The 16,309-nt window shown below is 74.6% G+C and carries 5 protein-coding genes; all 5 read right to left on the bottom strand.

Going from position 1 to position 16,309, the window contains the following annotated elements:
- Positions 1 to 26: 26 nt before the first annotated feature.
- The 5 genes from ACSMXR_RS02995 to ACSMXR_RS02975 all read right to left on the bottom strand — a co-directional run bounded on the left by ACSMXR_RS02995 (position 27) and on the right by ACSMXR_RS02975 (position 15,611).
- A complete protein-coding gene (locus ACSMXR_RS02995; RefSeq protein WP_473171178.1) occupies positions 27 to 6,614 on the bottom strand; it encodes a beta-ketoacyl synthase N-terminal-like domain-containing protein in 6,588 nt (2,195 codons plus the stop codon).
- A gap of 72 nt (positions 6,615 to 6,686) precedes the next feature.
- A complete protein-coding gene (locus ACSMXR_RS02990) occupies positions 6,687 to 7,031 on the bottom strand; it encodes a polyketide synthase dehydratase domain-containing protein (RefSeq protein WP_473171177.1) in 345 nt (114 codons plus the stop codon).
- Positions 7,032 to 7,105: 74 nt separating this feature from the next.
- Positions 7,106 to 12,715, bottom strand: coding sequence for an SDR family NAD(P)-dependent oxidoreductase (locus tag ACSMXR_RS02985; RefSeq protein WP_473171176.1), 5,610 nt, complete (start codon positions 12,713 to 12,715; stop codon positions 7,106 to 7,108).
- Between the two features lie 56 nt (positions 12,716 to 12,771).
- Positions 12,772 to 14,355 carry a PfaD family polyunsaturated fatty acid/polyketide biosynthesis protein gene (locus tag ACSMXR_RS02980; RefSeq protein ID WP_473171175.1) on the bottom strand — a complete coding sequence of 528 codons (1,584 nt, stop codon included), beginning with the start codon at positions 14,353 to 14,355 and terminating at the stop codon, positions 12,772 to 12,774.
- A gap of 89 nt (positions 14,356 to 14,444) precedes the next feature.
- Positions 14,445 to 15,611 carry an SDR family oxidoreductase gene (locus ACSMXR_RS02975; RefSeq protein ID WP_473171174.1) on the bottom strand — a complete coding sequence of 389 codons (1,167 nt, stop codon included), beginning with the start codon at positions 15,609 to 15,611 and terminating at the stop codon, positions 14,445 to 14,447.
- Positions 15,612 to 16,309: the final 698 nt, after the last annotated feature.

Raw genomic sequence — 16,309 nt, 5'->3', positions numbered from 1 at the left:
GCCCCCGCCCCCGCTCCCGCTCCCGCTCACGGCACGGGCACGGGTGCGGACACGGCCCCCGGCACCACGCGCATGCCCAGCCCTCGCACCCGGTAGATACAGGTGTCGTCGCCCCACAACGACGCGTCCGCCACGGCATAGGGGCCCCGCGCGTCCGTGCCGCTCTCCGCGATGTCCATGTCCACCCGGATCAGCCGGTTCGCCGGGGTGATCTGACCGCGGTACGTCCAGGCCGCCTCGCGGCCGGGCAGCACCGGTTCGAACCTGGGGGCGGCGATCCCGTCGGCCGCGCCTCGTTCGAGCAGGTGGAACTGGAGCAGCTGGCACATGGCCTCGATCCCCAACGAGCCGGGCTGCACCGGGTCCTGGAAGAAGTGGGCCCGGAAGAACCAGGCGTCCGGGTGGACGTCCTTCTCCGACCTCAGCCGGCCGAGTCCCGCGCTTCCGCCGTCCGGCCAGTAGCCCGTGATCCGGTCCAGCATCAGCAACATCGGCCCCGGCAGGCGCGGTTCGCCCGAGCAGTACCGGGCGGGGCGGGTGGTCAGGTCGACCGTACGGCCGCAGGGCTCGGCGAGCAGGGTCAGGTCGTCCGCCGAAGTCGCCAGGCCCTGCTGGTCGTCGAAGGCCGACGGGGGGAAGTAGCCGAAGACCGTGGACAGTTCGAACACGGTCACGTCATCGGCCGCGCACGTCACCCGGAACGACTCGATGATCATGTCTCCGCTGTGCGAGAGGCGGGTCAGCTCGGCCCTGGTGCGGACCGTACGCGTCGCCGGGGTGACTTCGCCGGTGACCGTTCCCGTCCCGTCGAGGTTGCGGAACAGCAGGTCCGTCCCGCTGGTCGTCGCGCTGCCCACGTACGAGGCGAGCCACCCGCAGGGCTGCAGCGCGACCTCCATGAGGACGGCGAACGGCATGGTGCGGCCGGCGCTCTCCTCGAAGAACCACGCCCGGTCCGGTACGTCGTACTCGGCGACGACGACGCTGCCCTCGCGCATCCCGCCCTGCGGCCCGTCCGCCGACACGATCCGGCTCATGAAGTGGTACGGAGGGCCGGGCAGCCTGGCGACCCGGCGGGTGCCGTCGAAGGGTTCGTACATCGCGCCGAACGCCTCGCTCGGCCGGCCCCAGGCGCACGCCAGCAACGACGCGTGGTCGAAGGGGAATCCGTCGGCCGCCACGGCCACCGGCCTCTCCTCCCGGTGCCCCGCCAGCCCGCCGAGCCGCGGCAGCGGCACCGGCACCCCGTCGGCCTGCACCGCGGGCGGGCCCGTGTGCCGCCAGTGCGACAGCGGCCAGTCGGGGACCAGCCGGAGCGCCATGCCACGGCCCAGGAACGCCTTCACCCCGTCGACCGAGCCGAGGACGTCGGCGTGGAGGGTCGGCACCGGACCGGCCGAGACGCCGCGTACGAACACCTCGTAGACGACCCGCCGGGACTCCGGGGTCGCCTGGCCCCGGCACATCGCCCTGGCGGGATGCTCGTCGACCGGTTCGAAGCGCCAGCCGTCCCGGTCGACGGTGAAGCCCATGGCCGTCAGATAGAACGCCATCGCCTGCAGACCGCCCTGCAGCATCAGTGTGCCCGGCATACAGGGGTCGTTCACGAAGTGGCCGGAGAAGAACCAGTCGTCGGGCGACAACGCGGTCTCCGCGCGCAGATATCCACGGCCCCACGGCCCTCCGGACGGGTCGAACGCCGTGATCTCGTCCAGCAGCCGCAGCCGCTCCTCGTCCAGCACGGGCGAGCGCACATGGGCCGCCGTCGTCTCCCAGCCGGGCCCGAAGCAGTCCGCCGGGCGCCCCTGCGCCAGCGCTCGCAGCCGGTCCGTGCCGAACCGGGTCCGTTCGCAGCGCACGGCCGGCGGGTCGAGCGGCAGATCGTCCCCGGGCGGGTGCTCGGCGGGATCCCAGCGGACACCACCGCTGCCCGCCAGCTCCGCCGGGGTGAAGAAGCCGGCCTGGCCCTCGCGGACACTGAGCCGCAACTCACCGTCCACGTAACAGTCGTAGTGGAAGAAGGCCAGCCGGACCCCGTCCGCCTCCGCGTGGCCGTCGACATGGATCTCGAAGCACAGGGTGTCGCCGGGTTGCGGCGGGCTGCCGTGGAACGTCACCTCGCAGCCGAGCAGCCGGTAGGCGCGCTCGCCCCGGTTGAGGAGATCGACCCCCAGCCAGCTGAGCAGCAGCAGATCGGCCTGGCCCGCCTCGATCAGCACCCCGGCCGGCATCCGCCCCGTGGAGTCCAGGTACCAGCTGTCGGGCAGGACATCCGTCTCCGTCCAGATCCTCCCGTCCGTGCGGACCGGGCCCGGCAGCACGAGCGCCGCGGGCACCGCGTCGATGCCGGTGACCCGGTCGGCGAACAGCATGGGCGGCCCGGGCATCCGGGTCTGCACCGGGTAGCCGTCCTGCTCGGCGAAGCGCGGACCGAACAGGGCGGAGATCTCACGGGAGGCGAGATGCTCCAGCTGGGCGCGGTCGAAGGTCGGCCCCTGCGCTGCCGCCGGGGTGGCGGGCACGCGTGCGGGTGCGGGACCTGGCAGGCGTACGGGATCGGGCAGGCGTACGGGTACGGGTGTGGGCGCGGATCCTGTGGTGGCTCCCGCGGTGGTCAGTGCCGTGATGGTGCGCGCGGACATGCGCAGGAACCGCTGGTGCGCCTCGGCGTGCGCGGCCATGACCTCCTGGTGCAGCGCCGCGACCCGCAGATGCTGCCGGGCGATCATGCCGCCGACCCCCGCAGTCCTCTGGGCCGGGGCGAAGGGCGGCACGGCGACGGCGAGGTCGGTGGACGGCGGCGGGCCGGGGGCCCTGTCCGGTACCGGGGCCAGTTCGGGGGCCCGGGGCAGTACGGTCACGGCGGGCTCCAGGGGCGGTAGGCGCGGAGAGGGGGGTACGGGAACGGTGACGGTGGGGCCGGGGCGCGGGAGGTCCGTCGCGGCCCCGGCGAGCCGGGCGAGCAGTGCGTCGGCCTCCACCGGCACTCCGGCGACGACGAGTTCGGCGACCGCGAGACACAGCTGCCGCAGCCCGGTGTCGCCCGGGGCGTCCAGCGCGACGGCCACATGCTCCCGGTCGCCGAGCACCCGCTGGATCCAGCCGGTGCACAGCCTTCGCGGCCCGTGCTCCACGAAGATCCGGACCCCGTCCGCCCACGCCTGCTCGATGGTGGCCGCGAAGTCGATCGTGCCGAGGCCCTGGGCGGTGAGCGCCTCGGCGGCCCGCTCGGTCGTCGGCCGGTACGCCCGGCCGGTGGCCCCGCTGTAGAACCGGACCCCGGGCACCTCGACCGTGGGGCGGCGGTGGGCCTCGCGCCACACCTCACGGACCTCCGCCAGCTCCGGGGCGTGGGCGGCCATGTCGTAGTCCAGCTCGATCGCCAGGTCGGCGCCGATCCTCGCCACGACGGCCGAGCACGCCCGGGACTCGCCGCCGATGACACAGACCCCGGGCGCGTTCACCGCCATCAGATGGACCGCCGCCTCCCCGGCCAGCTCCGCGCGGACGGTCTCCACCGGTGCGGCGACCAGATAGCTCGACCACCTCTCTCCCCGGATGCCCCGCTGCCGCCAGTAGCGCCGTACCGCCCGCAGTTCACCGGTGAGTTCGGTGGTGAACAGACCGCTGTCCCGGGTGGCCTCGTACAGCCCCGGGGCGTCCGGCCAGGCGCCCAGCGCGACCAGTGCCGTCGACTCGCCCGAGGAGTACCCGATCGCGGCGTCCGGCCGCAGCCCGAGGACATCACGGCTGAACACCGTGTGGAAGACGGCCAGTTCGGCGACCGCCCAGATCTGGCCGAGCACTCCGGGCTCCGTACGCGACCGCAGCCGCGCCCCCACCGCCCGGTGCTGCTCCCGGACGGTCTCGCCCAGCGAAGGAAGCGCGAGCGCCAGCTCATGGCCCATTCCCGGGTAGGCGGCCGAGCCGTTGGTGTACACGAAGGCGGTCTGCCCGGTGACGGGACCGTCCCGGTACAGGACATCGGCCGGGCGGATCCCGCCCTCCGTCAGCCAACGGCGGGCCGCTTCCCTGCGGTCCGCCGACGCGGTGCCGCCGTCGACCACGAGCGCCAGCCGGGCCGGGCCTGCCGAGGACTCCGTACCGGACTCCAGCGCGGCCAGCACGTCCGCGCGGTCGGCCCCGGAGAACACCTGCAGACGCGGGGCCGGGCCCCGCAGCCACGGCCGGGCGTCCCCCGCGCGCAGCCGTACGCTCGCGGGCGGCCCCTCCAGCGGGGTGGCCACGGCCCGCGCGGTACGGGCGACGGCCGCGGTGTCCGCGGACCCGCCCGGCCGGGGGACCGCGCGATGCTGGAGCGAGAGCGCCGCGACCGCGACGGAGACCAGCCCGGACGCCGCATGGGCCCGCCCGAACGCGGACGCCGGGTCGAACACCGCGTCCGGGCCGTCGCCGATGACCATGTCGGGCGGGCCGGCGGCCTCCTCGTCCAGCAGCGCGACGACGGTGTCACCGTCCCCGCGGGCGGCGTCCAGGGGCTTGAGGACCAGAACCACGGCCGCGTCCCCGGGCTGCTCCTCGCGACCGAGTTCCCGCAGAGCGGCCCGGTGGACGGCCTCGCAGGACAGGTCGGTGGCGCCGACGAGAGCGGCATCGGCCTCGCCCGAGCGGATGGCCCGGGCCGCGACCTCCAGCGCCACCAGCCCGGACGCCTCCTCCGCCGACACCGTGAAGCCGGGCCCGGCCAGGTCCAGTTGGGTGCTGATGCGGTTCGCCGCGAGGTTAGGCATGCTGCCCACCACGCCCTCCGCCGTCATCGCCGGGGTGAACGCCTCCCGGGCGAGATCCGCCGCCCCGTCCGTGATCCGCACACCCGACTGCTCCAGCCAGTACGGAATCCGCCAGCGGGCGCCCGCGCGGGCCACCTCCGGGTCCACCCCCGTACCGATGACCACCATGGTCCGCTCGCGGGGCAGACGCACCGTCCGTACGGCCTCCCGGGCGGCCTCCAGGACCAGGAGCTGATGGCGTACGGTCCGCTCCAGCGCCAGCGGCGGGAAGCACAGGTCCGTCAACTCCACGGCGATCTCCGCGACGGGACCCCGCCGTTCACCGCCCAGCACCGCCCGGCGCAGGTCCTCGGTGGACGTACCCTCGCCGACCCGGGCGCCGACGGCCACGATCGCCACCGGTGTACGGGGGCGGGTCGCGTCGGCCGCCAGGGTCGGAGCCGGTTCCGGTGCGGGGCCCGGGGCTTGGGGCGTCGGGCCGTCGGTCAGTGCGGTGGACAGGGGGGTACGCGCCGGCCGGGGGCCGACGGGCGGGGCGCCGTGGTCCGCGGCGTCGACGATCAGATGGGCGTTGGTCCCGCCGAAGCCGAAGGCGCTGACCGCCGCCCTGCGCGGACCCGCCCACTCCTCCGGCGCGCCCAGCACCCGCAACGGCGTGTCCGCCAGCGCGTCCAGAGGCTGTTGGGCGCCGAGCGTCGCCGGCCGCACCCCCGCACGCATCGCGCCGAGCACCTTCAGCAGCCCCGCCACACCCGCCGAGGCCAGCAGATGCCCGACGTTCGACTTGGCCGAACCGATGGGCACGCCCTCGGCCGCCCCGAAGACCCGGGCCATGCCGCGCGCCTCCACCGCGTCCCCGACCGGCGTCCCCGTCGCATGGCACTCGACGAGCGACACCGACTCCGGAGCGACGCCCGCCATGTCGTACGCCAGGCGCATGGCCCGCACCTGACCCTCCTCCGACGGGCTGATCAGCCCGGAACCACGTCCGTCGTTGGACAGCCCCACGCCACGGATCACGCCGAACACGGGCAGCTCCGCGGCGCGGGCGTCGGACAGCCGCATCAGGGCGACGAACCCGGCGCCCTCGCCGTGCACCAGCCCGTCCGCGTCCCGGTGGAAGGGGCGGCTGCGTCCCGTGCGGCTCGTCGCGGACAGCCCGCAGAACCCCACATGCAGGTAGAGAGGGTCGGGGCGGCTGACCGCACCGGCCACCATCAGATCGGCCGTGCCGTCGTGCAGCCGGTCGCACGCCAGCTTGATCGCGTACAGCGAGGACGCGCAGGCGGCGTCGAGGGACCACGCCCCCGCGCCGAGACCGAGCGCACGGGCCGCGAGCCGGGCGGGCAGCCCGGAGGAGAAGCGGTTGCGGGCGTCCGGGCGCGTACGGCGCCCACCCGTCAGCAGGGCGTCGCGGAGCGGGGGCCGCTGTGCGGACAGCCAGACGTGTTCGGCGAAGGCCGCGCCGGCGGGTGTGGGGTACGACAGATTCCCCAGCACCAGCCCCCCGCGCGGCAGGCGCTCGCCGGTGCGGCCCGCCTCCGTGAGCGCCTGCCGCACCCCGTACAGCACCCAGTGGAAGAGCGGGTCCAGCGAGGCGATCCGCTCCGGGGCGAGGTCGAAGCCGCCCGGATCGAAGACGGAGTCGAACCCCTGGACGTAACCGCCGACATCGGTCCAGGTGCGGTCGAGGTGGTCGTCCACCGAGCCCATCGCCCAGCGGCGCGGCAGCCGCCACCGGTCCGCCGGGGCGGCCGACAGGCTGACGCGGCCGGCGGCGATGTTCTCCCAGAACGTGTCCGGGTCCAGCGCGCCGGGCAGCACACAGCCCCGCCCGACGACGGCGATCGGTTCGACATGCATGGGGATCTCGCTTCACGGCGGGGCCGAGGCCCGGGCGGCGGGGCCGGGAGGGGCGGCAGTGGGGGTGAGGATTCAGGAGGGGCGGCGGACGAGTTCCACGCCGAGCAGTTCGAGCCGGACGGATCCGTCGGCGTCGATCAGTGCCGCGTCGCAGCGCGCCCCCGTGTCGTGCGCCTTTCGTCCGCGCACCACACAGCGCACGGCGTCGTCCACCGGGCCGCGCCGGTGCACCCGGCACTCGGCGACGGCCATCGGCAGCGTCGCCGCACCCAGCACCTTCTCGCCCCAGAGCAGCGCGAGTTGGAGTGCGCCGTCCACGGCGGCCGGATCGAGCGGCCCGTGCCCACCCGCTTCCCAGCCCAGGGCCCGCAGGCCCGCGACGGTCGCTTCGGCCCCGTGCTCGGAGACACCGCGCACCGTGCGCAGAGCGTGGAACCGGGGGCCGTGGAAGAGGACGTCCCCGTCGTACGGATCGGTCCGGTCGAGCGGCTTCAGACCGTCCGGGGTGTCCCAGGCGGCCGCATCGGCTCCTCGGACCCGGTGTCCAGCACGGCCCGGAAGTGCGCCGGGCCCACCTCGCCCCGCAGCTCCGCCTCCAGACCCGACGGCGAACCGGGCGCGCCCCCGCCACCGAGCACGGTGAGCCGGTGGCCCGCCCCGGACAGCTCCGGCAGGGCGTACTTCTGGTACACCCGCAGATCGCGCAGGACCAGCCGCCCGGCCTGCGGCAGCCAGGCCGTGCCCGCGCCCGCGAACCAGTCCAGGACCAGGGCCACGGGTAGCACCGGAGTCCCGGCGGGCGCGTGGTCGGCCAACTGCGGCAGCGTGTCCGCGCGCACCAGCAGTTGGGCGCGGCGCCCGGCTCCGGCCGGGGACAGGGCGGCCGGATCGTCCCCGGCCGCCAGGACGACGCAGACCTCGCCGACGGCCCCGTCCAGCTCGGCGGTGAACGCCGCGGCACCCTGCGCCAGGGGGATCAGCGGCACCCCGGACCTGCCGAAGTGCGCGGCCAGGGCCGGGGTGACCATGCCACCCTCCCAGGGGCCCCAGGCCACGCACCGCACCAGGCAGCCGGGGCGGCGGGCCTGCTCGGCCGAGGCGACCTGGCGGAGCACCTCATTGGCCATGGCGTAGTCGCTCTGCCCCGCGTTGCCGAACACGGCGGCCACCGAGGAGAACAGGCAGATCGTGTCCAGCGGATCGTCCGCCGTCGCCGCCAGCAGCGCCCGCAGAGAGTCCACCTTGGTGGACATCACCAACTCGGCCTGCTCATCGGTCTTGTCGGCGATCAGCTTGTCGGCCAGCACCCCCGCACCGTGCACGATGCCGGTGACCGGCCCCCAGGTCTCGCGCACCTCGCGCAGTGCGGCGGCGAGGGCGTCGGCGTCGCGGACGTCCACCCGCACGTATCGGACGGCTGACCCCGCGGCCTCCAACTCCGTCACGGTCGAACGTACTTCGCGCGCGGCCAGGATCTCCCGGGCCCGCTCCGCGATCCGGGCGGGCGAGGAGTCCGCCGCGACCTCGGCCGTGCGGTCCGCGAGCAGGCGGGTGAGCGCCGCCTCGTCGGCCGCCGACGCCAGCCCGGCCGGCTCGGCGGCCGGATCGGTCCTGCCCAGCAGCACGATCCTCGGACGGTGGGCCCTGGCCAGGTCGAGCAGGGCGGCGGCGGTCACCCCGCGCGCCCCGCCGGTGGCCACGATCACCGAGTCGGCGGTGATCCGGCCCGCGCCGCCTGGCGTCACGGGCTCGGGCGCCGACCGCAGGAGGGCGCGGGCGCCGTCCGCGCGGAGACCGACCTCGGGGTCGGCCCCGCCCCGGAGGAGTTCCCGTACGACGGCCTCGGCGACCTCCTCGTCGTCCCGGCCGCCCCGCTCGCAGTCGACGACCCTGACCGAGGCGTCCGGCCACTCCTTCGCCGCGGTCCTGGCCAGCCCGGCGACCCCGCCCAGCCACGCCCGGCCGGCCGCGTGGCCGCCGAGCCCGAAGTCGCCCCCGGTGTCCTGGACGCTCACGAACACCCCGCCGTCCGCCGCCGCCCGTGACGCCACCGCACGCGCCGCGCGCAGCGCCGACCGGTGGACCTCCCGCGCCGCGTCCGGATCACCGCTCGCGGTGAGCGCGCCGAGGTGGATGACGCCACGGGCGTCCTCGGGCACCTCCTTCGCGGCGGTCGCGTCCACGCCGTGCTCGGTGAGCTTCCGGGCCACGAGAGCGACGATCGAGCACCCGTCCCCGCCCTCGCCGGTCACCACGACCGGACCGTCCAGCAGCCCCGCCGTCACCAGCCCGGACACCGGAGCCTCCACCATGCGCGGCACCAGCCGCGTCAGCGGTGTCCGCGGTGCCAGCGGCGTCGGTGGTGTCAGCGACGTTGGTCCGGCAGCCTCGTGGGTCGTTTGCACCGGGGCGGGAGCTTCGACGACCACGGAGGGCACGGCGGGCCGGGCGTCACCGGTGATCGCCGCGACGATCTCGCGCAGCGTACGGAGCTTGCCGAGCCGCCCGACGTCTCCCGCCGCCACATCACCCACCTGCCGGCGCACGGCCGACAGAATCTCGACGCGCTTGATGGAGTCGACGCCGAGATCCGCCTCCAGCTCCATGTCCATGTTGAGCATGGCGGTCGGATAGCCGGTGAGTTGGGCCACCACCGACAGCAGCAACTCCTCCAGCTCCGACGGCGACAGGGACACCGCGTCGTCGACGGGAGCGGGAGCGGCTTCCGGCGCGGGGACCTCGGTCACGACAGGAGCTGACGGAACCGATGGAACCGACGGAGCCGCTGGGGCAGATGCGGCAGCTGCGGAAGGCGGCGCAACGGCCGCCGGTGCGGGGTGCGGTGACGAGGCGCGCGGCAGCGGCAGCGCCGGCGCGGCGGCGGTCGTCACCTCCACGGCCGCGCCCGCGTCCGGCACCCCGAGCAGGGCGGACAGAGTCGTCTCGGTCATGCGCAGAAACGCCATGTGGCTTTCCGTCAGCAGGCGTTGGCAGGCCGCGTGAGCCTCCGCCGTCTGCCGGTGGACGCTCTCGACGGCGGCGAGCCGGTCGCCGTCGGCGACAGCCGTCCCGTACGCCGACGGCTGCGGGGTGTGGACCGGGGAAGGAACGTGCGCGGGCATGGGAACCGCCGGGGTGTGGGACGCGGATACGGGGGTGGGGACGAGGACGGGTTCGGGCACGGGGACGAGTACGGGAGCCGGTGCGGGTGGCGACGGCTCGACGGACGTGGTGCGCGGCGGCGGTTCGGCGGACGCGGCCCGTGGCGGCGGCACGGTGGACGCGGCGCGCGGCGGCTGCGACTGGCCGTAGTTGCCTCCGCTGATCTTCACGGTCATCCGGGGCTCGGGCTCCTTCGCTGAGGCTTCGGGCGGGGCGTACGGGGCCCAGAGGGTGTCGAGGTCGAGGGGGACACCTCGTACGGCCAGTTCGCCGAGCGCGGCGTGCAGGGTGTCGGCCCCGGGACGTGCCGACCGGTCCAGGGGCACCGCCGCGTGCTCGCGGTCGCCGAGGATCTGCCCGACCAGGCCGGTCAGCGCCGCACCCGCGCCGACCTCGACGAAGGTGCGTACCCCCGCCGCGTACATCGCCTCGATCTGGTCCTCGAAGAGCACCGGTGAGGCGAGATGACCGGCGATACGGCGGCGCACCTCGTCCGGCGACGACGGATACGGCTGCGCGTCCGCGTTGCCGTAGACCTGGAGCCGGGGCTTCGCGAGTGGCACCGTGCGCAGATACGCGGCGAGCGGTTCGACGGCCGGGGCGACCAGCGGGCTGTGGAAGGCGGTCGACGTGGCCAGCCGACGGGTGCCGGCCCCCGCCGCCGAGAACGCCTTCTCGGCACGCCCGACCGCCTCCGCCGAGCCCGAAAGCACCACCTGGCGCGGCGCGTTGTGGTTGGCGGGCCAGAGGTCGCCGAACCCGCCACGGGCCAGCACCTCGGCCACCTGCGCCCGGTCCGCCGCCACCGCCAGCATCGCGCCGGAAGCGGTCGCCGCGTCCCGCATCAGCTCACCGCGGCGACGGGCCAGACCCACCAGCGCATCGGCGTCCAGCACCCCCGCGCAGTGCAGCGCCACCAGCTCGCCGAAGCTGTGGCCCGCCACGCAGTCCGGCCGCAGCCCCAGCCCCCGTACCACCTCCAGCAGCGCCAGCGCGTGCACCGCCAGCGCCGGCTGCGCCCACTCGGTGGCGTCCAACAGGGCCGCCCGCGCGGCGCGTTCCCCGTCGGTGAAGGCGGGCGGCGGGAACACGACCCGGTGCAGGCCCCGCCCGTCGAAGCGGGTCGGCCCCAGCCGGTCCCACACGGTCTGGGCGGCCGGTGCCAGCATCGCGAGGCCGGCCCCCATCCCGACGTACTGGGCACCCTGCCCCGGGAACAGGAAGCCGATACGGCCGGGCGAGCCCTTCCCGTACGCGTACCGGATGCCGGACGGTGTGGAGAACGCTGTGTCGGGCCGCCGCCGGATCGACTCGGCCGCCTGCGCGTACTTCTTCCGCAGGTCCTCGGCATCGGTGGCGACGACGGCCAGCCGTACCGGGGCGGCGGACGAGAAGGCGGCGTGGCTCTCCCGGGCCAGTGCGGCCAGCGGACGCCCGTCGTCCGGCACGGGCGGGACCAGGTCCGACGGGGAGTCGCCGCTGAACAGGACGAGTTCGCTCGGGGCCGTGCGATGGCGCAGGGCCGCACGCCCCGGTCCTGACGAGGGTGTGTACTCCTCCAGCGTGACATGGAAGTTGCTGCCGCCGAAGCCGAAGCTCGACACCGCCGCGCGGCGCGGATGACCGGCCGGCCGGACCCAGGGGCGGGTCTCGGTGTTGACGTAGAACGGGCCGTCCGGGGCGGCGGCCGCCGGGTTCGGCCGGTCGACCTTGACCGTCGGCGGCAGCACCTTGTGGTGCAGGGCCAGCACCGCCTTGAGCAGCCCCGCCGCGCCCGCCGCGCACTTGGTGTGGCCGATCTGCGACTTGACCGAGCCGATCGCGCACCACTGTCCGTCCTGACGCTCCGAAGCGGCGAACACCTCGGTGAGCGCGGCCAGTTCGGCGGTGTCCCCGGCCTTCGTGCCGGTCCCGTGCGCCTCGACCAGCTCCACGGTCTCCGGCCCGTAACCGGCCTCCTCGTAGGCGCGGCGCAGGGCCCGCGCCTGGCCGTCGGGCAGCGGGGCGTAGATCGCCGTACTCCTGCCGTCGGACGAGGTGCCGATGCCCCGGATCACCGCGTGGATCCGATCGCCGTCACGCTCCGCGTCGGACAACCGCTTCAGCGCGTACATGACGACCGCTTCGCCGAGCATGGTGCCGTCGGCCGCGGCCGAGAACGGCCGGCAGTCGCCGCTGGGGGAGAGCGCGGGCGTCTTGGAGAAGCACAGGAACATGCCGATGTCGTTCCCGGTGTCCACACCACCGCTGATCACCAGGTCGGCCCGGCCGAGGGCCAGTTCACCGACCGCCGTCGACAGGGCCGCCAGCGAACTGGCGCAGGCCGCGTCGGTGGTGTGGTTGACGCCGTGCAGATCGAACCGGTTGGCGATCCGGCCCGCGACGACGTTGCCCAGCAGCCCGGGGAAGGACGACTCACGCCATGGCTCGAAGCGGGCCGCGATGCGGTCGCACACGGCCTCCGCCTCGGCCTCGCCGAGTCCGCTCTCCCGCAGACCCGCGAGCCACAGCGGGCGCTGGGCGCGCCCGTACATGTGCGGAAGCAGTTCGAGGGCCGCCGCGCCGAGAACGACACCGGTCCGGTCCCGGTCCACCCGGCCCGGGCCGCCTGCATCCTTCAGCACCTGGTCGGCGACCATCAGGGCGAGCAGCTGGGAGGTGTCCGTCGCGGGCAGGTTGGACGGGAGCACCCCGTAGGCCATCGGGTCGAAGTCCACCTCGGGGAGGAAGGCGCCCCGACGGGCGTACGTCTTGTCGGGGGCGGCCGGGTCCGGGTCGTAGTGGTCCTCCACCCGCCAGCGGGAGGCGGGCACCTCGGTGAGCAGATCGCGGCCGCCGGTCACGATCCGCCAGTAGCCGGCCGCGTCCGTCGCGCCGGGCACCAGAGCGCCCACACCGACCACGGCGACGGGGATCTGACGGGGGGTGGAGCCGGGCACGGTCTCTCCTCGGGGTCGAACGGTCGGTGCCGGGGCGTCGGTTGCTCCGGGGCCGCTCACGCCAGCTCGCACGGCGTGCAGGCGAACGCTTCGACCGGCAACGGAACGCCATAGGTGCGCAGTTGATGGGCGCGCGTGAGCACGGCGGCCCCTTCGAGGAGGTTGAGTGCGATCTGCACCACGGACCGGTGCGCCGGCTCGGCCAGGAACGTGCCCGCCACCCACCGGTTGAACGCGCCCATCGCCGGTCCGCACCAGATCTGGTAGTCGGCCCGCCGCGACTCCTCCCCGGAGATCGCCCACCGGCTGGAACTGCCCAGGTACCAGCGGAAGACCAGGGCCATACGGTGCTTCGGGTCGGCCTCCGCTCGGGCGATCTCCGCAGGATCGCGCCGCTCCCAGAACGCGCGCGTATGCCGCCAGGTCTCGTCGAACGAGGCCCGCAGCACATCGCGTTCGATCGGGGCGCGCAGCGCGGACGGGATCTCCTCCAGCGATCCGTGGTCCCGGTACGCCGCGTACAGCCGGCCGGCCCGCTGCGCGAACATCGTGCCCCGGGACAGCACCTGGAGCTTCACGCCGAGTTCGAACATGTCGGCCGAGGGCGCCATGGCCACATCGGCGACGTCCGCCTCGCAGAGCATCGCCTTGGCCTCGTCGGACAGGCCCGCCTCGACCGCCGTCTGGTTCACCGACCCGACGACCACATAGGACGCGCCGAGAGCGAAGGCGGCGGCCACCGCGTCCGGTGTGCCGAGACCACCGGCCGCACCGAGCCGGACCGGCCGGCGGTAGCCGAACCGCCGGCACAACGCGTCACGCAGGACGGTGATCCTCGGCAGCAGGACCGACAACGGCCGGTTGTCGGTGTGCCCACCGCTGTCCGCCTCCACGGTGATGTCCTCGGCCACCGGCACCCGGGCCGCCAGCTCCGCCTCCTCGCGGGTGAGCTTCCCCCGGGCGACGAGCGGCTCCAGCAGGGCGGACGGGGCGGGGGAGAGGAACCTCTCGGCCACCTCGGGCCGCGAGACCTTGGCGAACAGACGCGTACGCCGGACGACGCCGCCGTCCGCGCCCCGGCGCAGACCATGGGCCGCGCACAGCACGACCGCCGGGGTCAGTTCCATGAACGCCGACGCGGAGATCCGGGGGACACCGCAGCGCAGCAGCAGCTCGGCGACCCGGAACTCCAGGCCCGGTTCGGCCGGTGAGTGGATGAGGTTGACACCCCAGTTCGGGCGGGACTCCAGCTCGCGTGCGAGCGTGTGCACGGCCCGCTCCACCTCGGCGTACGCCAGACCTCCGGCCCCGAAGAAGCCGAGCATCTCGGCCCGGGCCATCGCCGCGACCATCGTGGTCGTCGCGATGCCGTTCGCCATCTCACCGGCGACATAGGGGAAGCGGACGCCGTGCGCCTCGCAGAACGTACGACCGCCGAGCCACTCGGGGTACAGCGGTGGCAGCGTGCCCAGCACCGGGCCGCCGGGCGGTGGGCCGGTCGCGAGCCCCAGCTCCCGGCCGTCCGGCCCGCCGACGACATGGACGGGTTCCCGGATCCGCCGGGCGCAGGTCGCGATCCCCTCGGGCGAGAAGACCGGCGGGGGCGCGGCGGTGGCGCCGGGGACGGTGAGGACGGACACGCGAAGACTCCAACGGAAGAGGAGATCAGCAGGTCAGCAGGTCAGCGGGTCAAGAGGTCAGCAGGCCAAGAGGTCAGCAGGTCAGCAGGTCAGGAGACGGTCGTGGGGATCTGCGGGGGCAGGGGGACGGGGCGGGTCCTGTCCCGTGGGGCCAGACCGGACCAGAGGTAGTCGAGGCCCACCGGAGCAGAGACCGCCGACGGCCCCAGCCGGGCCCTGACCCGGGTGTCGTCGAACCGCCGCCGGTGGGCGAGGTAGGCCGTCACGCCCGGGTAGAACTCCATCAGCGCCTCCAGCGCCGACGGGCGCTCCGGCCTGGCGGCCACCAGGTCGATCGCGATCGGGACCAGCCGCTCCAGCAAGGCCACGACGACGGGTACGGGCACATCGCGGTCATGGACGACGTGGTACGTGTCGACCCCGCCGGAGGGCTTCAGACCGGCCAGCCGCACCATGACCTCGGCCGCGTGGTCCACCTGCAACAGGTTCAGCCGGCCGTGCGGGTGCCCCACGGTGCGGACGCGCGGCCGGGACCCGGCGATGCCGCCCGACGCGCCCACGCCACCGGGCGGGTCCGGGCTCGCGGGGGCGGTGCTTCGCGCGTCGCGCAGGATCCGCTCGACGACCTGCAGCGGGTGCGAGGGCAGCTCGGGGTGCGGTGGCAGGTCCGTGACCAGAATGCTCGGCCGCAGGACGAGGACCGGACGGCCGTGCTCCCGGGACCAGGCGCGAACCAGCAGCTCCGCCTCGTACTTGGACCGTTCGTAGGCGTTCTCGAAACCACCGGTGTCGTCCAGCTCGTCCTCGTACGCCACCCCGTCCCGCCGCGCCCCGGCCACGAACGCGGTGCTCACGTGATGGACCACGGGCGACCCACGGCCCGAGGCCGCGAGCTCCAGCACCCGCCGGGTCCCTTCGACGTTGGTCCGGCGCAGCTCGGGAAGGTCGCCTTCCAGATTGATGCTGCCCGCACTGTGCCAGATCGCGCCGAGGCTGTCGGCCAGCTCCTGATACGTCCGGGCGGGCAGCCCCAGCCGGGGCAGTGCCAGATCGCTCTCCACCACCCGCAGCCGATGAGGGAGCCGGGCGATGAACGCCTCCGGTGCGCCCGTCACTTCGAAGTACCGGGTGATGCGGTGCAGCGCGTCCCCCGATCCGGCGTGGGCCAGGACCGTCACCGACCGATGGGTGCCGAGCAGGCGACGTAACAGGCGCAGTCCGAGGAATCCGGTGGCGCCGGTGAGTGCGACGTGCACGAGCGTGGCTCCAAGGGCGGTGAGAGGGGGCGGATCGCCGACCGTGTGCGGAGAAGAGCGGGATGAGGAGAGAGAGGGCGGTGCTGCCGTTGCGGAGACCGGGTGCGGGAGGAGGACGACGGCACCGGCCGTCGTGCGTCGCGGATCGTCACCGGCGATCGCACCGCGCACGGTCCGGTTCGTCCGGCCGGTCCGGTGCGGCTGGTGCTTGCTCGCCGGTTCTCCGACCACCCGTCCGGACGGGGGTTCTCGGGCCTTTCGGACCCGGTGATCTCCGGCGCACGGCACACAATGGCAGACGAGCGGCGGAGAACGCGCCTCGATCTCCGCTGCTCACCCGAACGAAGTACGCCACCCCGAGGAGGGTGAAGAGCCGTCGGTCCGGTGCGTGGCCGGGCGGCCCCTCACCTGCGCGGCAGCCGTGCGCGGACGGAGCCGTACGGCGGTGGCCGGAGCCCTGTCCTCCTTTCGGGGGAACCCGTCGCCGGGGTCCGGACCGGTCGTTGAAGAGTCGCCATGTCGACAGTGGTTGTGGCCGGGTGGGGCCGCCGGGCCCGTCAGGACAGGGAAACCGGGGGCCGCCGGGGCCGATGGCGGATGCGGCCGGCGGCCGCGGGGACGGCCGGAATCCGGCTGCCGGGGCCGGGGCGGCGTGCGGACGCCGGACGGAACCGCTCCGGGCGATGGTCATCCTGATG

It is taken from the genome of Streptomyces sp. DSM 106670, assembly GCF_055792845.1.
This window is presented reverse-complemented; position numbering and strand designations above follow the sequence as displayed.

Coding starts and splice junctions, on each gene's coding strand:
- ACSMXR_RS02995 (WP_473171178.1), bottom strand. CDS start 6,614: ATGCATGTCGAACCGATCGCCGTCGTCGGGCGGGGCTGTGTGCTGCCC.